Raw genomic sequence first — 21,956 nt, 5'->3', positions numbered from 1 at the left:
GATCCGCCCATCAGAAGAACGGATTCATCTTCTTCTCTTTTCTTATAAGTGTTGTCTCCCCGTGTCCAGGGTACACCACGGTATCATCAGGAAGCACAAACAGCTTCTCTCTTATGTTCTCGAGCAGCGCATGCTCATCACCTGTAGGGAAATCCGATCTTCCCACACTGTATTTGAACAGCGTATCCCCTGAGAACAGTATATTCTCTGACTCGAAGTAATAGCACATTCCGCCTCTGGTATGTCCCGGCACACTGATGCAGCTCATCTCAGTGCCAAGCAGCTTCTTCACACTGCCGTCGCTCAGATAGTGATCCGTCTCAGTCTCTATCACCTTTTCAAATACACTGGTCATCATCGCCGACAGGTTCACCCTGCTGTTGCCGAGAACTTCCTTCTCGTCCTCCGAAGCATATGTATCCGCGCCTGTGAGCTTCTTCAGATCTCCCATCGCCGCCATGTGATCCACATGACCGTGGGTGAGATAAATGCCAACGCAGGTATACTCATTATTCTTCAGTGTGTTGTATATATAATTCGCATTCCATGAAGGATCAATGACTATCGCCTCCCCGGTCTGCTCATTTGCCACTATATAACAATTCGTCTGGAATCCTCCCAGCTCACTTCTGATAACTTTTAATTCCGCCATATAAACCTTTCCGGCCATCAGCCCGTAGTTCTCTCTATATCAATTATATTATCAACATTCCTTATCTTGGCAATTATCGTATTCAACTGTTCCTTCGACTTGATCGCAAATGAGATCGTGATCGTAGCCTTGCCCTGCTTGCTTGTACGGCTGTTGATACTGTTTACGTTTATATTTGCCTCGCTGAGGATCTTGGTTATGTCAAATAATATGCCGTTTCTGTCATCTGCATATATATTTATCTCGGTCATGTATGTGTTCGATGCAACAGCGTCATCCTTCCACTCAGCCTCGATGACTCTGGCTCTGTCCGCCTCGCTCATGCACAACACATTTACACAGTCGGTACGGTGTATGGACACACCTCGTCCTCTGGTGATAAATCCTATGATCTCATCCCCCGGAACAGGTGAACAGCACTTGGAGAATCTCACGGCAACGTCATCTATGCCGTTTACGATTATTCCACCCTTGCCGGTATGGTTGCCATGGTTCTTCTTCACCGAATACTCGTCCAGAACCTCAGCGTTCGTGGCAGACTGTGGCTTGTGCTCCTTGTTGTACTCATCAATCAGACGGTTTACTATCTGACCTTCCTTGATTCCGCCATGTCCAACGGCGGCAACTATGGAGTCCCAATCCTGGAAATTGTACTTCTTGTATATCTTCTCCTGATACTCAGGCTTTGAGTACATGGAGTAGTCTATTCCCTTTGATTTGCAGTAGTTCAGTATGAGCTCTCTTCCGCGGCTGATATTCTCATCCTTGAGCTGATGCTTAAACCACTGGTTGATCTTTGTCCTCGCCTGTGTACTCTTGACTATATTCAGCCAGTCACGGCTTGGTCCTGTGGAGTTCTGTGAGGTTATGATCTCCACACGATCTCCGTTGTTAAGCTTGGTATCTATAGGAACCTGTCGTCCGTTGATCCTTGCACCGACCATCTTGTTGCCCACCGCCGTGTGAATGGCATAGGCAAAATCTATAGGTGTGGATCCGCTAGGAAGGTTCTTAACATCTCCGGCAGGAGTAAAGCAGTATACCTGTTCAGCAAAGAGATCAAGGTCAGTCTTGACAAAGCTCATGAACTCCTTGTTGTCATCGGTATCCCTCTGCCACTCAAGGATCTGACGGAGCCAGGAGAGCTTTTCCTCCTCCTTCTGCATGACCGTACCGGTTATGTTCTCCTTGTACTTCCAGTGTGCAGCGATACCATACTCAGCCGTTCTGTGCATCTCGTAGGTTCTTATCTGTATCTCAAATGGCTGTCCCTCAGGTCCGATCAGTGTGGTGTGAAGGGACTGGTACATGTTGGACTTAGGCATGGCTATGTAGTCCTTGAATCTTCCCGGAATAGGCTTGTACATCTCATGAATGATACCCAGTGCTGAGTAACAGTCCCTGACCGTATTCACCTTGATACGTACCGCAAATATATCGTATATCTGATCCAGAGTCTTGTTCTGGTTCTTCATCTTCTTATATATACTGAAGAAATGCTTTACTCTTCCGTCTATCTCAGCCTCAAGTCCGGCATTATCGATATGCTTCTTGACATCGGCAACGACCCTCTTGATATAAGCATCCCTCTCGGTAAGCTTCTCATCTATCTGCGCCTTGAGATCCTTGTACACATCCGGCATGAGGTACATCATGGACAGGTCATCCAGCTCGACCTTGATCTTGCTGATACCAAGTCTGTGTGCGATAGGCGCATATATATCCATGGTCTCCCTGGCCTTCTCTATCTGCTTCTCCGGTGACTGATACTGGAGGGTTCTCAGATTGTGGAGTCTGTCCGCCAGCTTTATCAGTATGACTCTGATATCCTTCGCCATGGAGAGGAACATCTTACGCAGATTCTCCGCCTGAACCTCTATCTTGTCCGTGGTCATCTTGAGCTGTGTCAGCTTCGTAACTCCATCCACAAGGAAAGCAACCTCCTCGGAGAACTCCGCTGCTATCTCCTCAGATGTCATGACTGTATCCTCAACGACATCGTGAAGTATTCCAGCCACTATCGTCTCCTTGTCAAGCTCGAGCTCTGCCAGGATTATGGCCACATTCAGAGGGTGCATGATATAAGGCTCCCCGGACTTTCTGAGCTGTCCCTTGTGGGCAGCGTCCGCCACCTTATATGCCTTCTCTATCATAGTGATGTCGGCAGATGGGTGATATGTGAGTATCCTTGAGATAAGCTCCTTATACAATTCCTCCGGCGGTGTAAAATCTGCCGGTGTGGACAGATCTATCTCTCTCTTCGCCTTCATCTGCTTATTCGCCTGCTCCTCCAGCTTTATAAGTTCATTCTGAGGAACATTCTTGCCAGACGCAAGAGCCTTCTCGATGGCTGCTATTCCATCCTTCGTGGCCTGCTCCGAGGTGATAACACCTGCTTCCGCAGCCCTCTTTGTCTCCTGAGCTATTATATTGTCCTGTGTCTTATCCAATGTCTCTCCCATATGCTCACCACACTTCCTGTTTTATTCTGCCCTGATCATTCGCCCTCAAACTGTACTACTGAAGCCACGTCATATTTGGAAAGTCTCTCTCTTCCCTTCAGGTCTGTCAGCTCTATGAGGAATACCATCTTGACTACTATTCCGCCAAGGCTCTCTATAAGCTTAGCCGCAGCCTCTATGGTTCCACCTGTTGCAATAAGATCATCCACCAGCACAACCTTCTCACCCGGCTTGATGGAATCCTTATGTATCTCTATAGTAGCCTGTCCATACTCAAGATCGTAAGACATCTCCACGGTCTCTCTTGGAAGCTTGCCCTTCTTTCTCACGAGAACAAGTCCTTTGCCGTTCTTGTAGGCCAGCGGTGCTCCAAATATAAATCCTCTGGACTCTGCTCCGGCGATGACATCGTAATCTACTCCCTCCAGCAGCTTATCCATCTCATCGATGGCCAGCTTCATGCCCTCAGGATCCTCAGTTACACTTGTCACATCCCTGAATATGATTCCCGGCTGTGGAAAATCAGGAATACTCTTGATATACTTTTCTACCTCACTCATCTTACGTCCTCCTGTATGATATATATTACAAATGTACTTAATAATATTCTCATCAAAGTCAGCTTATATTCCCTTGTTATAGGCCTCCATCTTCATCTGGAGTGAACGTCTTCCCATATATTCATTGATGGTCGGATAGTATGCTACATCTATCACTACGGCGTTCGGCTGACCATTTAACATTTTAACACATTCATCCTCTCCAAACCACTGTTTTATGTTATTCACAAATGTATCCGGATCAAAATCTATGGCATCCACGCACCTTCCGTACCCGGTATCAAGCTGGAGCTTCAGAAGATTTTTGTTTCTTCCAAGTATCTGCGCCCTTCGCACCGGTACTGCCGCCTGTGCAAACAGCGGTTTCCTGTTACCCTTTCCGTATGGTTCAAGCCTCTCGATCTGTTCCGTCAGCTCTATGCTGTTGTACGCCAGCGGCATGGCCACATCTATCATCAGCTTAGGTGTTATATCTTCATCCGTCAGCACCGCCGCTTCATTGAGCTTCCGCCTCAGCTCGTCAAGCCTCTCCTTCTCTATGGAAAAGCCCGCCGCCATGGCATGTCCGCCAAATGCAGTGAACATCTCCCGGAACCGGTTCAGCTCCTCGAACATGTTGTAGCTGTCTATGGATCTTCCCGATCCTTTCAGTATCCCCGGCGTCTCTGCGTCCGTGAACACCATCGCAGGTCTTGTGTATGCCTCCTTGAGCCTGCTGGCGATTATTCCCACAACGCTCTCATGTACAGCCGGTATATACACCACAAGCACCTTGTCAGCAAGGGTAGCCGCCTGTCCGAACTCTCCGTTCACAGTGGCTGTCTCAAGCATATCTGTGATATGCCGGGCTCCGGCCTCCGTCATGCTCTTTCTCTCATTGTTGACAGCCAGCAGTTCCCTAGCCCTTGCCTCGGCGACATTTGGATCTCTCTCAAGCAAGAACTCAAGGCTCTGTTTCGCATCCCCCAGTCTTCCCGCCGCATTGATGCACGGCCCTATCAGAAATCCCAGATCATACGTTGATATCTTCTTCTCATTTCTGCCGCTGAGCCTCATGAGGGCATTCAGACCCGGATTGCGGCTGTCCTTCAGACTTTCAAGGGCATATTTTACATAGATTCTGTTCTCATCCACCAGATCCATCATGTCACAGTTGGTAGCCAGCCCCAGGATCTCCATGAATTCATTTACCTCGCTCTCGGCTATCCCGCATATCCTGTACATGTACTGGATGAGCTTGAACGCAACGCCGGCCCCGCACAGCCCCTTGAATGGATATTCACAGTCCTGCCTCTGATTGTCTATGACCGCATCCGCCCGGGGCAGCATATATACCCGCTCGCCGCCATCACTCTCCTCAAATGGGATCTGATGGTGATCCGTGACGATGACCGTAAGCCCGCGCTCCTTCGCATATCTCACCTGTTCTATCGCCGCTATTCCATTGTCGCAGGTTATGATAGTATCAACACCATCCGCTATGGCGGCATCTATAAGTCTTTTATTTATTCCGTATCCATCATGCACTCGATGTGGAATGTCGTAATCCACCACGGTGCAGTCATCAGCGCAGCTTCCGTGCAGCGCCGCCCATGTTCTCCGAAGACCGAGAAGCAATATATAATTGGAGGTAACTCCGTCCACGTCGTAGTCCGAGATTATCCTTATCCTCCTGTTATCGCTGAGCTTTTCCTTTATTATCTCACCGGCTTCCACCATATCCTTCATCAGTGCCGGATCGTGCATGGAATCCCAGTCGCCATCAAGGTACATAGCTATGGCTTTCTCCCCGGTGACTCCTCTGTTCGTGATAACCCTCGCCACAACAGGACTCACACCGAACCTCTCGCCTATGGCATTAAAGTCCGCTCTTTTGCCCGCCACTCTCCACTCTGGCTTCTTCACATATTTATCTATTATATCCTTCTGCTCCGGTGTCAATGTCATCTTCTGTTCTCCGTATCATTTTAATCGCAGGGACATATCCGCATCCCTGCTGTATCCATCCACATATTTTAGCAGACGCATTATGGTATTACCAGTGTAAATGCCACCATTTTGCCTGTAAATGTTGACATTTCACCTGTTATGTCTATTTGCTTTTTATTGTACAAATGTTATAATAAATATACATTTTTAATATATCTTTTGTGCATTTTGATGGCAGTATCTGGAAGTTCTATCACAAATGCGCAGTGCAAAGGAGGAGATATTTTTATGGCAAACAGATTCGTACTCAATGAAACCTCTTACCACGGAGCGGGTGCCATCGCTGAGATCGCCACAGAGGCAGTCGGCAGAGGCTTCGCCAAGGCTCTTGTGTGCTCAGATCCTGATCTGATCAAGTTCGGTGTGACCAAGAAGGTCACCGATGTTCTGAACGGTGCAGGACTTGCATACGAGATCTATTCCAACATCAAGCCAAACCCTACTATAGAGAACGTGCAGCAGGGTGTGGCCGCATTTAAGGCTGCTGAGGCAGATTACATCATCGCCATAGGCGGCGGATCATCCATGGACACTGCCAAGGGTATCGGCATAGTTATTGCCAACCCTGATTTTGCAGACATCAGAAGTCTGGAGGGTGTTGCACCTACAAAGAATAAATCAGTTCCTATATTTGCAGTTCCAACTACAGCCGGAACCGCAGCAGAGGTAACTATCAACTACGTCATCACAGATGTTGAGAAGAACCGCAAGATGGTATGTGTTGATCCTAAGGACATTCCTGTTGTGGCATTTGTCGATCCTGAGATGATGAGCTCCATGCCAAAGGGACTCACAGCAGCCACAGGTATGGATGCATTGACACACGCAATCGAGGGTTACATCACCGCAGCCGCATGGGAGCTGTCAGACATGTTCCACCTCAAGGCAATCGAGATCATCAGCCGTTCGCTCAGAGGGGCTGTTGCCAATACACCTGAGGGCCGTGCAGATATGGCTCTTGGCCAGTATGTTGCAGGCATGGGCTTCTCAAATGTAGGTCTTGGAATCGTTCATTCCATGGCTCATCCACTGGGAGCTCTGTATGACACACCTCACGGTGTTGCCAACGCGATTATCCTGCCTACTGTAATGGAATACAATGCAGAAGCAACAGGAGAAAAGTATCGTGAGATAGCAAGAGCCATGGGCGTCAAGGGCGTAGACGACATGACCCAGGAAGAATACAGAAAAGCTGCAGTTGACGCAGTACGCCAGTTGTCCATCGATGTAGGCATTCCTACAGACCTTAAAGACATTGTAAAGCCAGAGGATATTCCATTCCTGGCACAGTCAGCCTACGATGACGCATGTCGTCCGGGCAATCCAAAGGAGACTAGCGTGGAGGATATCACCAAGCTCTACGAGTCATTGATCTAACTGACCCATTAGATCAAAATATGTCAGTCCTTTGCCGGGACTTACATATTATATATGGGACCTCACCAGTCCCCTTAAACCCCTAAAAACTAACTAAAAGAACTCCTGTTACAGAGATTTTGCTCTCTCTGCATCAGGAGTCCTTTTTTTGTTCGTCGGATCCATCTGTCATGCTCTGATGGACTCAAGAATATACTCTTGAAACTCATTCATATTCTTAAATATAAAATCTGCCTTATCCCTCATCTCATCATCCGGCTGCACGAGGTCCGGGATCATGGCAATCTTCATCCCTGCCGCATATGCTGCTCTGACTCCGTTGTATGAGTCCTCCACCGCCCATGCACTCTCCGACTCAACTCCAAGCTCTTCACAGGCCTTCAGGAATATATCCGGTGCGGGTTTGCTCCGATCTACCATGTCTCCACATACAAGCTTGTCGAAGTAATCTATCACCCCGAGGTTGATGAGCTCCATGGTGACTACCTCTTTTCTGGTGGATGTGGCAAGGGCACATGGTATGCAATTATCCCTGAGCATCTTCAGCATGTCCGTAACTCCCGGCTTCAGCACAAGCTCTCCCTCTGCCGCTGCCCGGTGGAATTCCGCCGCCATCTCACCCTTGAGGCTCTCATATCTCTCCTCATCCAATGTATCCTGTCCTTCACCACATCTTCCTTTGTACATCTGCACGAACAGCTTCTTCGCCGCCTCACGGTTGAGTCCAAGGGCAGCCATACAGAAGCTCTCTATGTCCTCTATGCCATATTTGTCCGCTGTCTTCTGCCAGCTCTTGACAACCAATTGTTCTGAATCGAGGATGACTCCATCCATATCAAACACAACTGCTTTACAATTCATATCTCTTCCATCTCCCAATAATACAACAGGCTTCCACAGCATCTCTGCCATGGAAGCCTGTTATCATCTGTCATCTGACATCCGTCCGATAACTTTATTCTATTAAGCATCTTTTTCTGTCTTACCAAGCTTTGTCTTCATGTAGTACCAGAGTGGTCCTGTGATACATACTGAAGAGTAAGCACCGATAACTACACCAGCCATAAGTGTGAGAGCGAACTCCTTGATAGAAGCTACACCCATGATATACAGAACGAATATTGTCACAAATGTTGTGAGTGATGTATATATTGTTCTGCTGAAGGTCTGGTTGATACTCAGGTTGACTATATCCTTGTATGTGGCCTTCTTAGGCTTCATAACACCTATATTCTCTCTTACACGGTCGAATATGATGATAGTCGCATTGATCGAGTAACCCACTATGGTAAGCAGACATGCGATACATGTGTTACCAACTGTAAGTCTCAGTATAATATACAGACAGAATACCATCGCAACATCGTGGAGAAGTGCGATAACTGCACTTGCACCAAACTTCACATCATGGAATCTGATAGCAATGTATATAAGCATCAGGATAGCTGCAAGGATGACTGAAAATATAGCGTTCTTGGACATCTCGCTGCTGACTGATCCACTTATTACGTTTGCCTCCTTGACATCTGCGCCAAGCTTGTCTGTGAGTGCGCTGCGCACCTTGGACATCTGTGAGTCATCTGTTCCGTCATCTGAAAGCTCAGGCATCTTGAACACGATCTCATTTGTACCTGATACTGTCTGTACTGATATTCCCGCTTCACCGATACCGGCTGCCTCTGCAATGACAGGAACTATATCTTTCTCAGCCTCGCTAAGTGAGTACTCTTTGTCAAAACCTACTGTAAGGCTTGTACCGCCTGCAAACTCAACACTGAAGTTAAGTGGTGAACCCTTTGACTTATTATTAACAGGCATCATACAGAAGCATGCGATGATCACAATGAGTGATCCGAGCATACAGAACTTACCTGCCTTCACGAAGTTTGTCTTCTTTGGCTCTCTTGCAACGCCGAAATACTTGGCATCTGTAACGCCGAGATTTACAAGCGCTGTGAGCAGTGACTGGCTGACTGCCAGAGCTGTGAATACTGAAAGAACAACACCGATAGCCAGTGTGATCGCAAATCCCTTGATAGTACCTGTTCCGAATATTCCAAGTACAAGAGCTGCTATAAGTGTTGTAACGTTACCATCTATGATGGCTGACAGGGCATTGTGGAAACCACCCTTTACAGCCTGCTTTACGGACTTGCCATCCGCCAGCTCCTCTTTGATACGCGTGAATATGATTACGTTGGCATCGACCGCCATACCTACTGACAGGATAACACCAGCTATACCAGGAAGTGTCAGTGTTACGTTGAACAGATTGAGTACCAGCAGATCAAGTATTGTGTAGAATGCCAGAGCAAATGATGCCACAAGACCTGGGATCCTGAATACTATGATCATGATAAGAAATACAAGTGCAATACCGATCGCACCTGCCTTAAGGCTTGTGCTGATGGCATCTGATCCAAGTGTAGCACCTACTATATTGGAACGAACCTGCTTAAGTGTAAGAGGAAGTGCACCGATACGGATAGTAGTAGCAAGCTGCTCGGCCTCCTCGTAGCTTCCGATCTTGTTGATTTCTGCGCTTCCGCCTGTTATGGCTGACTGTACTGTTGGTGCACTTACGACCTTGTTGTCATATATAATGTATACTATATTTCCAACATTTGCCGCGGTAACATCAGCGAACTTCTGAGCTCCCTCATCGGTGAATGCAAGCTGTACCACATTGTCATTGCCGTTATCTGAGTCAATTCCGGCTGTGGCATTCTTGATGTCATCTCCTGTAAGAGCAGCCTCATACTCCTGTCCCTGTGACCACTTTGTATAATTGTCCGGATCAAGAAACTCAAGCTTTCCCTCAATATTCAGAGCATTAAGTATCTCATCTGCATTTGTTACACCCGGGATCTCTGCTGTGATCTTCTTGTCTCCATCTTCATAGACTGAGTACTCATTGGTGTAGGCCTCTACACGCTGCTCAATCTTATACTTGGTATCCTCGAGATCCTTGTCGCTGTAATCATCCTCCTGAATCTCGTAAGTTACACTCAGACCACCCTTAAGGTCAAGTCCAAGCTTGATGTACTCGACTTTACCTCTGTCTGCAACACCGAATATTGCTGTATATATAGCAACACCCAGTATAAGCAGAAAGGCAATGATGACGAGCACAGCGTTTCTCTTTGTCTTCTTCATCGTCTTCTCCTTTTACCCTTTTTATTCCTCTTCTGCCTCATCGGCCATAGCCGCCTTCAGCATGATTGCACATTCTATACGCTTCTTCTGAAGCTCACAACCTATGTCATATGCATCAAGTATATTGCCGTGGAACTTGTATGAGTTGGCCGCACAGCCACCGCTGCAATAGAATCTTGCAAAGCAGTCCTTACACTTATCCTTGGCATATACATTGCACAGCTTGAATTCATTGACTATATCCTGATTCTTGATTCCATCGAATACATTTCCTATACAGAAATCATCCTCACCAACAAACTGATGGCAAGGATAAAGGTCTCCCCAAGGAGTGACCGCCATGTACTCTGTACCTGAACCACAACCGGAAAGTCTCTTGGCTACGCAAGGTCCACCCTCAAGATCTATCATGAAGTGGAAGAAATTGAAGCCTCTTCCCTCCTTATGTCTCTTGATCATCTCCTTAGCCAGGATATCGTACTGCTCAAGCAGTACCGGTATATCCTCTTCCTTTATAGCATATGGCTCGTCCGGAAGTGATACAACAGGCTCAACGGATATCTGGTCAAATCCCAGATCCGCCATATGAAGCACGTCCTGTGAGAAATCAAGATTGTTATGAGTGTAAGTACCTCTTACGTAGTAGCTCTTGCCTGCTCTCTTCTTGGCAAATTCCTGGAACTTGGATAGTATCACATCATAACTTCCCTTGCCATTCCTGGTAGGTCTCATGTAGTCGTGAACTTCCTTCCTTCCATCTATGCTGAGCACCACGTTCGCCATCTCTCTGTTGGCAAATTCCATGATCTCGTCATTCAGAAGCACTCCGTTGGTAGTAAGTGTGAATCTGAACTTCTTGTCATACTTCTCCTCAAGGCTTCTTCCGTATTCCACAGTCTTCTTGACTACATCCCAGTTCATAAGCGGCTCACCGCCGAAGAAATCCACCTCGAGATTTCTTCTTAAACCGGAATTCGCAACCAGAAAATCCAGGGATTTCTTTGCCACCTCAAGTGACATAAGCGCCCTGTCTCCCTTATATTCTCCCTCACCGGCAAAGCAGTATCTGCAGGCAAGGTTACAGTCATGGGCGATATGCAGACACAACGCCTTGACAACTGTCTTTCTCTTCTTGAAATCTATAATATAATCTTTGTATACGTCATCTGTAAATAATGTTCCGTCCTCTACCAGTTGGGCTACCTCGTCATAAGCCTCGGAAACATCTGCGCTGTCATACTGTGACAGTGCCTTTATAATCTGCTCTTTATCATTCTCCTCATATAAAGAAATAATATCATAGACAAGATCGTCTACGACATGTACAGAACCACTACAGACATCAAGCACTATATTATAACCATTGTTCTTGTACTGATGAACCATAATTCTCCTTCAATATATTCCATCGGATCTATCCGTGAAATTCTAATTCAAGGCGCCACACACGGCACCCTTATACACGCACTAAAGAGGACTGTCATCATAAACGACGGTCCCCTTTAGCTGATCAAATACAAACCTGTTACAAATTACTTGTTGTTAACATTCTCACAGCTCTGATTACCAACTGTGCATGATGTCTTACAAGCTGACTGGCATGATGTCTGGCACTCGCCACATCCACCCTTGACCATTGTATTCTTCATAGTCCTGTTTGTGAGTGTTTTAATTCTCTTCATTCTGGATACACCTCTCTTTTTATGTCATATATCGGGATTATAACACAAAGATATATAAAGTAAAAGTTTTTTTTAACTGAGCATAGCCCCCAGCATCCCGCCTGCAACGCACATAATACACTTGGTTATAACTGCTATTCCCTCTCTGTCGCCTGAACCTGTAAACAGCACCGACACGGTCAATGCGACCGATATGTAAGTCAGGCCATACACCATCCCCCACAGGAAACGCTTCTCCCTGACTTTTCTGCCCGTAACAAAGCCCCCGGCAAATGTGGCCACTATGTATATCACAACAACCAGTATACCGAGCACCTTATCGCTTATCCCCACTTTGTATACGACCACCGCCGTTATAAACAGCATGATTATCGTGAGCAGATAGGACAGGATCAGTCCCTTTACAACTCCCATAAATTTCTGACTTGCAGACATACTACCACCATATTCTTTACTCTTTACATTATTATGATGTTCCTCCTCATTTTATTAATAAAAATACAGCCTGTTTACTCAAACAGGCTGCATATATCTTCTATATCATAAAAGGTTTTGTATGCACGCTCGCGCGTGATACCATTTGGTTTTATCAGATCCACCACCATGACCGTACATAGCCCTGCCCGGCTGGCAGATATGATACCATTCACAGAGTCCTCAACGGCCACCGCTTCGTCCGGGTTTACGCCCAGCTTCCCGCAGGCCTTCAGATATATATCAGGCTCCGGCTTTCCGTGGGTGATCTCGTCTCCGCATACCTTTTCATCGAAGTATCCGGCTATTCCAACGCTATCAAGTCTCTGCTGCGCCCTCGTCCTCGCAGTGGAGGTTGCAAGTGCTATCTTCACGCCGTGTTCTTTTAAGAATCTCAGCGTGTCCTCGACATGTGGCTTTATGTCTATTCCATACTTTTCCACATGATCATCGAACAGATCCATTGTTCTCTGTCTGAACGCAAGATAATCAAAATCTTCGCCCATTATTTCCTTAAATACCCGGGCGTTGGAGGTCTTGTTGCCTCCAGCCACCCGGTCACATACATTTTCCATCTGTGCCTCAGGAATCCCTATGCTCATGCCGTTTTCCTTCCAGCACTTCCTGTATATCTTCTCCGTGTCTACCAACACGCCGTCCATATCAAATACAACTGCCCTGTACATAGCACTTTCTCCTACATTAAGCAGCGGCGTTTTTCTTTCTTCTTCTGCCAGCTATGATGATGAATGCAAGCAATGCAAGAAGCAGGATCGCTGCGATTATTATTATGATCAGCACAACCGGTGACATCTTTTCGCTGAGCTTGAAGGTGAATACCTCTCCGGTCTCTCTGTCATATGTTGTCGCTATATTACCGGCCTTATCCTGGGCTGTTACCTCAACCGTGTATGTATCATACTGATCTACCTGCATCTCATACTTGTTATCTGCCTGATAGCTTGCAGGATCTATGGTATTGCCATTTATAACGATGGATGTGATCTCGTCTTCCTCATTCTCAAGACCTATCGTCATGTTGAATGGCTCTCTGAGAGTCTCTCCATCCTCAACACCTGTTATGATGATTCGTGGTGCAGTACCATCATACGTATAATCAAATTCCTGTGTTGCCGTGTGTCCAACCTTGTCAGTTACTGTAAGTGTTATCTTGTGATATCCGTCTGTCATATCTGAGAAATCGATAAGATTTACTCCGTCTATCTTGGCGTCAACCGAGAAGTCTGAAGTATCACTTACATCCCACAGTGCTTCGTAGCCCTTGTCTCGTATATCAGCAAAATCTGATGCATTGAGAAGCAGTGTTCCGTCATCGCTTGCAATGCTCTTGCTCATGAATCCGGCAAGTGTCGATGTAGCCTTGAGCTCAGGTGGTGTGTTATCGACTGTGAATACCAGGCTGTAATCATCAGCCTTATTTCCCAGTTCATCCTGCGCTGTTATTGACACCTCGTATACACCATCCTCAGAGAATCTCTGGCTTCCTGTGCTGAGCTCTGAAGAATTGCTGTAATTTGTAAAGTATGATGATGACACATCCTTGCTGTCCTTCTTCACGGTTATCTTCACATCATCTGTCGAGAAGAATGACTCCTGAACGCTCAGTGACATATCAACATAGTTCGGTGCGGAAGAATCCATACTTCCTATTGGGTCGTAATTCTTTACTTCCTTGTTGTTCTTATCCACTGCGCTCACCTTTACAACAGGTGCCTTTGAGTCAACCTTGAAGGTCTTGGTCTGGCTGGCTGCCACATTTCCTGCAAGATCTCTTGCATTTGCTGTGATCGTGTACTCGCCATCCTCTGTAAAGTTGTAAGTTGCGGTATGTGGATTGCTTCCTGAGAAGCTGCTTGTTCCCAGCGTAGCGATATTCGATGCCGCTGTTCCGTCCGTCTTTCTAGTTATTGTCACGTTAAATGCATCTGCGGCAAGATTGTTGTTCTCATATGCAAATGAGAATGCCTCATCTATGCTGATGGTTGCATTTACCGCCGTTGTCTGTCTGTCGTTCATTCCTGAAATCGATATAACCGGTGCAGTCTTATCGATTCTGAACTTCACTATTCTGGTCACAGCCTTGTTGCCCGCCTTATCCTCTGCGGACACGGTGACTGTGTAATCGCCCTGGGCGTCAAATGTCACACCGCTGAGTACCTCTCTGACTGTGCTGACTCCATCGCCCTTTGTTCCCCAGGTAACATTCTTTCTGATATCTCTGTTCTCTACAACAGATCCACCCTCATTTGTTCTGACTACATGAATGGTGTACTTTCCACCTCTCATGTTATCTGTAAGTGTTACAGGGACTGTCACATCGCTGTTGTTTATAGTGTTGACATTTCCAAGCTGTATCTCAGGCTTGTGCTTGTCTATGTAGAAATGGGTTCCTGTTGTTCCTTCATTTCCACACTTGTCGGTAACGGTCATGGTGAGATCATACTCACCTTCCTTATCATATGTGTACTTCTTGCCCCATGTTCCGCCGTTACTCTTTATATAGAAGTATTGCGGATTCTCATCCACTGCTACATTTCCATCATTCTCTGTGATAATAGTGTTCTGAAGCGACTTGAACTGTTCCTCCACACCAACTCTGAATGATATTGAAGTCTTGAAGTAATTGTTATTATCCAGTCTGTACTCAGGATCATCGTCCACATACACAAGTGGCTCTGTGGTGTCGACGTAATAATTCTTTGTCTTGAGAGCACTTGTGCCCTCCTGAACACCGAACGCCTCGTCTGATGCCGGCTTCAGTGCATTGCCGGAATTATCGGCTCCCTCAACTGTGAAATAATATACAGTTGCCTTGCCGCCCTTGGCTGTCATCTTATATGCTGCAGTGGTCTTGCCATCTGCTGTCTGGAACGGAACTGTGGTCTCTGACCAGTTTGAATCACTGTAGGTCTTGTAGTACACCTTAAGCGTCGCATTCTGTGTATCCATTCCATAATCGTCTTCTATGCCAAATGTAATAGTTCTGCTCCTGTTAAGGAATCTGCTGCTTCCACCGGACACAACTGATATCTCAGGGCTCTTCTTATCTATTACAAATGAAGTTGTTGCCTTACCCGACTCATTGCCAACCTCATCGACAGCAACGATCGTGATATTATAAAGTCCAGGCTCTCTGAATGTTGTGGACTTTGCTGCATTTGCAGTGTAATCCGCATCCAGCTCATACTTGCTTATGCTCTTGCCATCGCGTGTTCCTGTCACAACGAACTTCTCCACGAAGTAATTGTCAGTTCCCCTTGCTGTTATGGTCACATTGCTGTTATTCCAGTAATTTATCAGCTTTCCGCCGGCAGTTCCATCTATTGACACTGATGGCTTGACGGTATCAACTATCAGGTGTATCTCCTGACTGGCCTTGCTCTCGTTTCCTGCTCTGTCCTTCAGCTTAACAGTCATCGTGTACTCTGTATTTTCATCTGTTATGCCAAGGGCCTTTGCATCCAGTGTCTTTTCTATATCATTTCCTGATACATTAATGCTTCCTGTAATGTCCTGTGATCCGGCTGTGCTGCTTCTGCCTACTGTATATGTAACCTTGCCATTGCTGTCATCGTTATCGGAACCAGAGACCTTGATCTTCACGTCACTCTTTGATCTGTAATAGAATGTCGATCCTGATTTGTATTTCTGGTTTGCACACTCCAGCTTCACATTTGCCGGTGCAGTCTTATCATAGTAAACCTTTATGCTCTGTACTTCTTTGAACTTCGTGTCAGCATTGTTCGGATCGTGTATTCTCGCCATGAGTGAGATCTCGTACACACCCTCATCTGGAAGCTCGTAGGATATGTTGACCGTATTCTTGTCATATGCAGCGGCAACTGTACCCTTTACCTCAACTGCCTTATCCTTCTTTCCTGCAAATGATGTTCTGGTGATCACCAGCTTTGCGTCATCTGCTGCAAGCTGGAAGCCTGATACTGCACCCTCTACAGTCAGAGTATCATCATTTCTCCAGAATATAGCGCCGTTGTCAGCATCTGTACCGTTCGCAGATAACTTCTCTCCTGAAAGGCCATCCACATTGACATACACATATGTGTTCGTCTCTGTCTTATTTCCAGCCTCGTCAGTTACCACAACTGTCAGGACATAACTTCCTGAACCATCTATGCTTATCTCTTTTCCGCTCTGCAGGCCATTGTCACCTGTAGATGTTGAATACCAGTTCTTGACTGATGTATATGATCCATTTGCATCTGCCTTCTTGAGTGAAGCGACCGCCGATGCAACACCTGATGTGGCATCGCTGTACTTTATATTAAGAACAGCTTCCTTTGCGTCTGTGACCGTGTACTGCTGATCATTGTTTGTCCTGTCTGTTCCGGCGTTGTCCGTAACCTTTACAACAGGTGCTGTATTATCCACCTTGACTACAGTCTCTATCCTGCCATCTATTCCGGCGAAGTCCTTTGCCGCAAATGTGATGGTATGCTCTCCATCAGCCAGATATATGTCTGACTTTGTTGAATCCTGTACATCTCCACCGCTCACACGGACATCGCTGCTGTATGTGAACTTGTTTCCTTTTTCAAGGATCGTTTCCTTCTTGCCATCCACGCTGTATGACACGGTGTCTATGTAAGAATACTCTCCAGTTGCCTTCACTGTCAGCTTTGTGGATTTCACATAGCTTGTGGAACCGCCTGTAACTGTGAGTTCAGGCTTTCCTTCCTTTACAAATACAATGTCGCCATCCTCATCTGCGCCGACTGAGTTATTGCCAAACTCGTTCTCCTTGGCGTAAATGACAAGCTTCTTTGCATTGTCTGCATTGTCCTTCTTGAACCACTGTGCACTTATCTCGAATTCATATTCATATCCGCCGGACACAGCCTTTTTGCCTGTGCACTCCACCGCTGAAGCTGCACCCGTAAGCTTGTAGTACAGGCTCACGTCATCTATCTCAGTGTTATCACTGCCGGCTGTAACCTTCTTCACCTGTACAGTGAACTTATAAGCATCATCTACCTTGAGCTGAGGGAATCTGTAATCCACTCCGTTCTTCTGTATGATCTCAGGGGTAACACTTGTTATGACAGGAGCTTCGTTGAGCTTCTTGACGATAACACTGGTCTCCTCTGACTTGTTTCCTGCAACATCGACCGCTCTGAACTTGTATGTTCCACTCTTATCAGGTGCAACAAACTGGGATGTGCTCTCAGTCTTGCTCCAGGTCTTTCCATTGTCTGATGAATACTCCACATAGTCTATTCCTGTGGCATTTTCCTCTGCTGCATCTGTGGTATCCTTGGCGTCTATCACAAATGTTCTGTCGGCATCACTGCTTGTGAGGTTCAGGAGATAATAGCCATCGCTCACCTTGTTGTGAAGATTGTAGTTATCATCAGCCTCAACCGATATTGTAGGTGCCTGCTTATCCACGGCAACCTTTATGGTTCCAAGCAGCTCGAAATCACCGCTCTCATCAGTACCTGTATAATAGTAAATAGCTATCTTCTGTACTGCTGTGTCATTCTTCAGCTCATACACATTATCAAATGTGACAAGCTTTCCTGCTGCATCTGTGGCTGTAGCGATCTTATCGTCCGCTGTAGCTCCTTTGTAAACAGCCACTCCCAACTTGCTGCTGTCGATTCCGTCAACTTTGTCGGACTTGATCTTGAACTTTATTGCCTTGTCAAAATCCTTGAAGCCATACACCATATCCGCCTTATCGCCCTTTACAATGGCCGTTACATCTATGGTCTGTGTATCTTCCTCCTCCGCAAACAAATGAAAATGTGAATCGATCGCCACAAGAGTGAGTGTCATAACTACCGCCATCGTAAGCGCGATCAGTCGATGCAAAAGTGATTTATTCTGCATAACCTTTTTCATGTCCCTCTCCTCCTATATCTCTTCATCGGAATGTACTATAATTACATTCTTTATCATTCTTACCGAGCTCGCTGCGCGTCCTCCCTGAAGAACGGCTGTGGAATCATCTGCGTCATCGCTTCTAAGTACGTCCGTTGCTTCCTCGTCTGCGTCATCGCTTCTGAGTATGTCCGTTGCTTCCTCGTCCGCCTCATCACTTCTGAGTATGTCCGTTGCTTCCTCGTCCGCCTCATCACTTCTGAGTATGTCCGTTGCTTCCTCGTCTGCCTCGTCATTTCTGAGTACATCCGTTGCTTCCTCATCCGCATCTTCTCTGAGGATGTCTGTCGCCTCCTCAAAGCTGCTGCCATTGATGTCAAGATTCTCTTCGTCTTCCCTCAGAATATCTGTTGCCTCCTCGGCATCATCGCGGAGAATATCAGTTGCAGTCTCGCCTTCATCCTCCAGTCTCTTTTTCCCGAGATCAGCTATCGCTTTCTCGTAATTTGCCATTCCCTTCTCAGAATGTTTTTCGGCTGCAGTTGACTTTACATCCCTTACCGAAATTCTGGATGTATGGTTCTTGATCGCCTCCTGTTTGGAGGCACCGCCTCCCTGTACACTCTCATAGCCCTTCTCCTTGATCTCATCGATCTTCTTACGGGCTGTTGAGCCTGTGGCAATTCCCACCGCCTTCGGTATCTTTAACACGAAGAACAGTACCACCGCCACAATAGCGAATACGATCGCAAGTGCCAGGCCGCCATATAACATTACATTATAAACTGTTGCCATAACCTTTCACTCCTCCCTTACTCGCTCGTTGACCTTGAACTGCCATTTACTATGCTCTTAACTGTCAGGTCATTGGATAACGACTGCCATCCCTGCTTAAGACCATTTGCAAGTGCCGGAACTTTGTTACCGTTCTCGTACACTTTCCTCACAGCCCTTGTGGCACTGGCATTCCATGCTGCCGAATCGCTTCCAAATTTATTCGAATATCTATCGACCAGATAACTCAGATGGCTTACGTACACGACCGCTGCGTTGTCATCGGTTCCAAGTGTAGTCTCAGCGTTGCCATATATTCTCTCTGCCTCATCATAGTAGCTGTCATCGCCGCTGTTCTCTGCCATCTTGATATAAGTCTCAGCCTCGTTCACCGAGTATTCTGAATATGCTTTCTTGGATGTCTCTGTCGCATTCTCGCCCTCTATATCCAGACTGTTCAGATAAAGCGCTGCACTGTTCGCCGCAGAGTTGTAATAATGTAACTGCTGGCCCGCATCATCCGCATTCTCGGCAAGTTCTGTGTATACCGAGTACATAACTCCTGAATACTGGCCATTGTAGTATTTTACGCCTCTGTCCGCCGGGAACTGGCTGTTCAACACCTCTGCGTTGTCGTCCAGGTTCTTCATCGCCTCATCCATCAGCACCTCTATTCTGTTCGCAAGCTCCAGATTATTGGATATCTCGCCAAGATATATGTAAGCTATGTTGAGGTAATTGGTGTATTTGTCAGGATTGGTGTCATCTATGTTGTCACTGTTGTAATCCTGGAATGCAAATATATTTTCCTTGTTCGTATCAAAGCTTGCAGACTTGTTTATCTTGCTGTCACATATCGCAGCGTAATACTTTGCCTGCTTTGCCTGATCCGGGAAGTCCTTGCTCTCATCAACCATATTGAAATATTTCTTGGCCGCACTGTAGTCCTTGACCTCGTCGTAATACAACATGGCTATCTTGAACTTTACGTCGTCCTTTATCTCGTCCTTGTTCTTAAGCGCAAGTCTTATTCCCTTTTCTGCCGCCGTCTCGGTGTTGGCCGAAGTGTTTCCATCGTCCTCTGTATAATAGTAAGCATATGTCTCCATGTAGCCTATATAGGCATCCGATGCGGTTGGGTCTATGTCGACAGCCGCCTTATAGCACTCAAATGCCTTGTTGTAATCGCCCTCGTCGACTGCATCCCTCGCCTCGTTGACCTTGTTGTTGTAATCAAGATCCTTGAGCTGGCCTTTCTTTACTCCACCTATCACAGCACAACACGCCGAGAGTATCGATAATCCCGCAACCACTGAGAACGCTGCTATCTTATGCTTTGCCTTTGCCTTGTATGCATCGTCTAGCTCGTTGTAGTGATCCAGCGCATACAGCAGTTCTGAACAAGACTGATATCTGTCCTCAGGACTCGGCTGACAGCACGTCTGTATAATTCTCTCAAATCCTGATGAGAGCATCGGATTCCACTGTCTGATAGGCTTTATCTCGTAAGGAGGCTCACATGGATTCTTGCCGGTAACAAGGTGATAGAGCGTTGCTCCCAGATTGTAAATATCTGTTCTTGCATCCGTGTTGTAGATTCCATGTCCCTGCGCATCACCGAACTGCTCCGGTGCCGCATAGCCTCTTGTTCCAAGAGCCGTGGTATCCGCATTGTTCTCCACTATGTATTCCTTAGCCGTTCCAAAGTCGATAAGCTTTACCGAGCCATCCGGCTTCAGCATGACATTTGAAGGCTTCATATCTCTGTATATGATCGGCGGATTCATGGAATGCAGGTAGTCAAGTGCACTGGCAAGCGCCCTGCCCCATTCGATTACCTTTTCCTGTGGCTGTGCTCCCTCCGCCTTGAGCACATCGCTGAGTGGACGTCCTTCTACGAAGTCCATGACAACGTAGATCGTGCCATTCTCATTGATGATATCAACGATTCGTGGCAGTACCGGATGATCCACATCCTTGAGGATATTTGCTTCTCGCTCCAATCCCTTTAAGAGTGTGGCTGTACTCTTGGAGCCATCATTCTTGATCTCCTTTACAGCCCACTGTTTATTAAGTCGGTTATCCATGGCAAGATAAACTATTGACATACCACCCTGGCCGACTTTTTTAAGTATTTCGTATTTTCCGTCTAATACCGTTCCTAACTCTGTCATATATCGATCCCCATTACTCCGATTTAATAAGCACTACTGTTACATTATCCGTTTCTTTTCTGTACTTCACAAGCTCTGTGAGGAACTCACAGCCCTCCTTCATCTTCGCCTCGTCGACGCATGTTCCCGGGCCAAGTCTCTCTATCATCTCCTGAGGCGTTATCTTATGTCTGAATCCATCAGAACACAGCATGTAATGCGCTCCGGGAGCTGCCTGCCCAACTACGAAATCCGGTTCCACCACAGGTGAAGCTCCGATACACTGGAGAAGCACGCTTCGTCTGCTGTCCGTCTCCGCCTGCTCCGGTGTAAGTCTTCCCGCTGCGATCTCCCTTGCAACAAGCGTCTGATCTGCGGTGAGCTGCCTTATCACTGAAGTGATCTCATACACTCGGCTGTCTCCAACATGGAGAATGTAGTACATTTCTCTGTATATGAGGATCGCAGAAATGGTCGTACCAAGCATAAATCCATTCTGCTCGCCATACGCCTTAATCTTCTCATTCTGCTCCACGGCAAGTCTTATCCACTGGTATCTCAGCAGCTCTTCACTAAAGCTGTTGTTGTCAACCATCTCAACAAACTGTGTGTCAAACCAGTTGCAGAAAGCTGTTATGACTTCCTTGCTGGCAACCTCTCCCTTTGCCAGACCTCCCATGCCATCACATACGAGGGAGAACACGACCTGTCCATTTGGAGTATCCGCTATCTTGATCGCCAGCGAATCCTGATTTGTCTTTTTCTTTATTCCTACGTCTGTATTGTATACTGCGCTAAACCCCATATACATTCCT

15 protein-coding genes are annotated in these 21,956 nt (G+C 46.6%); 1 reads left to right on the top strand and 14 read right to left on the bottom strand.

Going from position 1 to position 21,956, the window contains the following annotated elements:
• Positions 1-10: 10 nt before the first annotated feature.
• From OCV54_RS01915 to recJ, 4 genes are all read right to left on the bottom strand, one after another.
• Positions 11-652, bottom strand: coding sequence for an MBL fold metallo-hydrolase (locus OCV54_RS01915; RefSeq protein ID WP_055222488.1), 642 nt, complete (start codon positions 650-652; stop codon positions 11-13).
• Positions 653-669: 17 nt separating this feature from the next.
• Positions 670-3,114: a RelA/SpoT family protein gene (locus OCV54_RS01910; RefSeq protein WP_055222428.1), complete on the bottom strand. Its 2,445-nt coding sequence runs from the start codon at positions 3,112-3,114 to the stop codon at positions 670-672.
• 35 nt (positions 3,115-3,149) lie between these two features.
• A complete protein-coding gene (locus OCV54_RS01905; RefSeq protein ID WP_015534328.1) occupies positions 3,150-3,674 on the bottom strand; it encodes an adenine phosphoribosyltransferase in 525 nt (174 codons plus the stop codon).
• 63 nt (positions 3,675-3,737) lie between these two features.
• Positions 3,738-5,621: a single-stranded-DNA-specific exonuclease RecJ gene (gene recJ / locus OCV54_RS01900; protein ID WP_055222427.1), complete on the bottom strand. Its 1,884-nt coding sequence runs from the start codon at positions 5,619-5,621 to the stop codon at positions 3,738-3,740.
• A 270-nt stretch (positions 5,622-5,891) separates the two neighbouring features.
• Here recJ and fucO point away from each other — a divergent pair, with 270 nt between their 5' ends.
• On the top strand, positions 5,892-7,040 hold the full coding sequence (gene fucO, locus OCV54_RS01895; protein ID WP_055222426.1) for a lactaldehyde reductase: 1,149 nt from the start codon (positions 5,892-5,894) through the stop codon (positions 7,038-7,040).
• A gap of 168 nt (positions 7,041-7,208) precedes the next feature.
• Here fucO and OCV54_RS01890 read toward each other — a convergent pair whose 3' ends face one another.
• From OCV54_RS01890 to OCV54_RS01845, 10 genes are all read right to left on the bottom strand, one after another.
• Complete coding sequence (locus tag OCV54_RS01890) at positions 7,209-7,901, bottom strand: HAD family hydrolase (RefSeq protein WP_070097483.1); 693 nt, start codon at positions 7,899-7,901, stop codon at positions 7,209-7,211.
• Between the two features lie 102 nt (positions 7,902-8,003).
• A complete protein-coding gene (locus tag OCV54_RS01885) occupies positions 8,004-10,196 on the bottom strand; it encodes a protein translocase subunit SecDF (RefSeq protein WP_015534332.1) in 2,193 nt (730 codons plus the stop codon).
• A gap of 21 nt (positions 10,197-10,217) precedes the next feature.
• Entirely contained in the window at positions 10,218-11,582 is a 1,365-nt protein-coding gene (gene scfB, locus OCV54_RS01880; protein ID WP_015534333.1) for a thioether cross-link-forming SCIFF peptide maturase, read from the bottom strand.
• 146 nt (positions 11,583-11,728) lie between these two features.
• Positions 11,729-11,878 carry a six-cysteine ranthipeptide SCIFF gene (gene scfA, locus OCV54_RS01875; protein ID WP_015534334.1) on the bottom strand — a complete coding sequence of 50 codons (150 nt, stop codon included), beginning with the start codon at positions 11,876-11,878 and terminating at the stop codon, positions 11,729-11,731.
• Between the two features lie 72 nt (positions 11,879-11,950).
• Positions 11,951-12,313: a TIGR04086 family membrane protein gene (locus tag OCV54_RS01870; RefSeq protein WP_015534335.1), complete on the bottom strand. Its 363-nt coding sequence runs from the start codon at positions 12,311-12,313 to the stop codon at positions 11,951-11,953.
• Between the two features lie 74 nt (positions 12,314-12,387).
• The gene (locus OCV54_RS01865) at positions 12,388-13,038 is read right to left on the bottom strand and encodes an HAD family hydrolase (RefSeq protein WP_055222424.1); all 651 of its coding nucleotides are present in this window, start codon (positions 13,036-13,038) and stop codon (positions 12,388-12,390) included.
• A gap of 16 nt (positions 13,039-13,054) precedes the next feature.
• Positions 13,055-18,235 (bottom strand): Ig-like domain-containing protein, encoded by a 5,181-nt coding sequence (locus tag OCV54_RS01860; protein WP_055222423.1) that lies wholly within the window; start codon positions 18,233-18,235, stop codon positions 13,055-13,057.
• 12 nt (positions 18,236-18,247) lie between these two features.
• Positions 18,248-19,009, bottom strand: coding sequence for a hypothetical protein (locus OCV54_RS01855; protein ID WP_015534338.1), 762 nt, complete (start codon positions 19,007-19,009; stop codon positions 18,248-18,250).
• A 17-nt stretch (positions 19,010-19,026) separates the two neighbouring features.
• On the bottom strand, positions 19,027-21,162 hold the full coding sequence (locus tag OCV54_RS01850) for a serine/threonine protein kinase (RefSeq protein WP_055222422.1): 2,136 nt from the start codon (positions 21,160-21,162) through the stop codon (positions 19,027-19,029).
• A gap of 13 nt (positions 21,163-21,175) precedes the next feature.
• Positions 21,176-21,946 (bottom strand): PP2C family protein-serine/threonine phosphatase, encoded by a 771-nt coding sequence (locus tag OCV54_RS01845; protein WP_055222421.1) that lies wholly within the window; start codon positions 21,944-21,946, stop codon positions 21,176-21,178.
• Positions 21,947-21,956: the final 10 nt, after the last annotated feature.

The organism is Coprococcus aceti (assembly GCF_025567285.1).
Classification (GTDB): Bacteria; Bacillota; Clostridia; order Lachnospirales; family Lachnospiraceae; genus Coprococcus; species Coprococcus aceti.
This window is presented reverse-complemented; position numbering and strand designations above follow the sequence as displayed.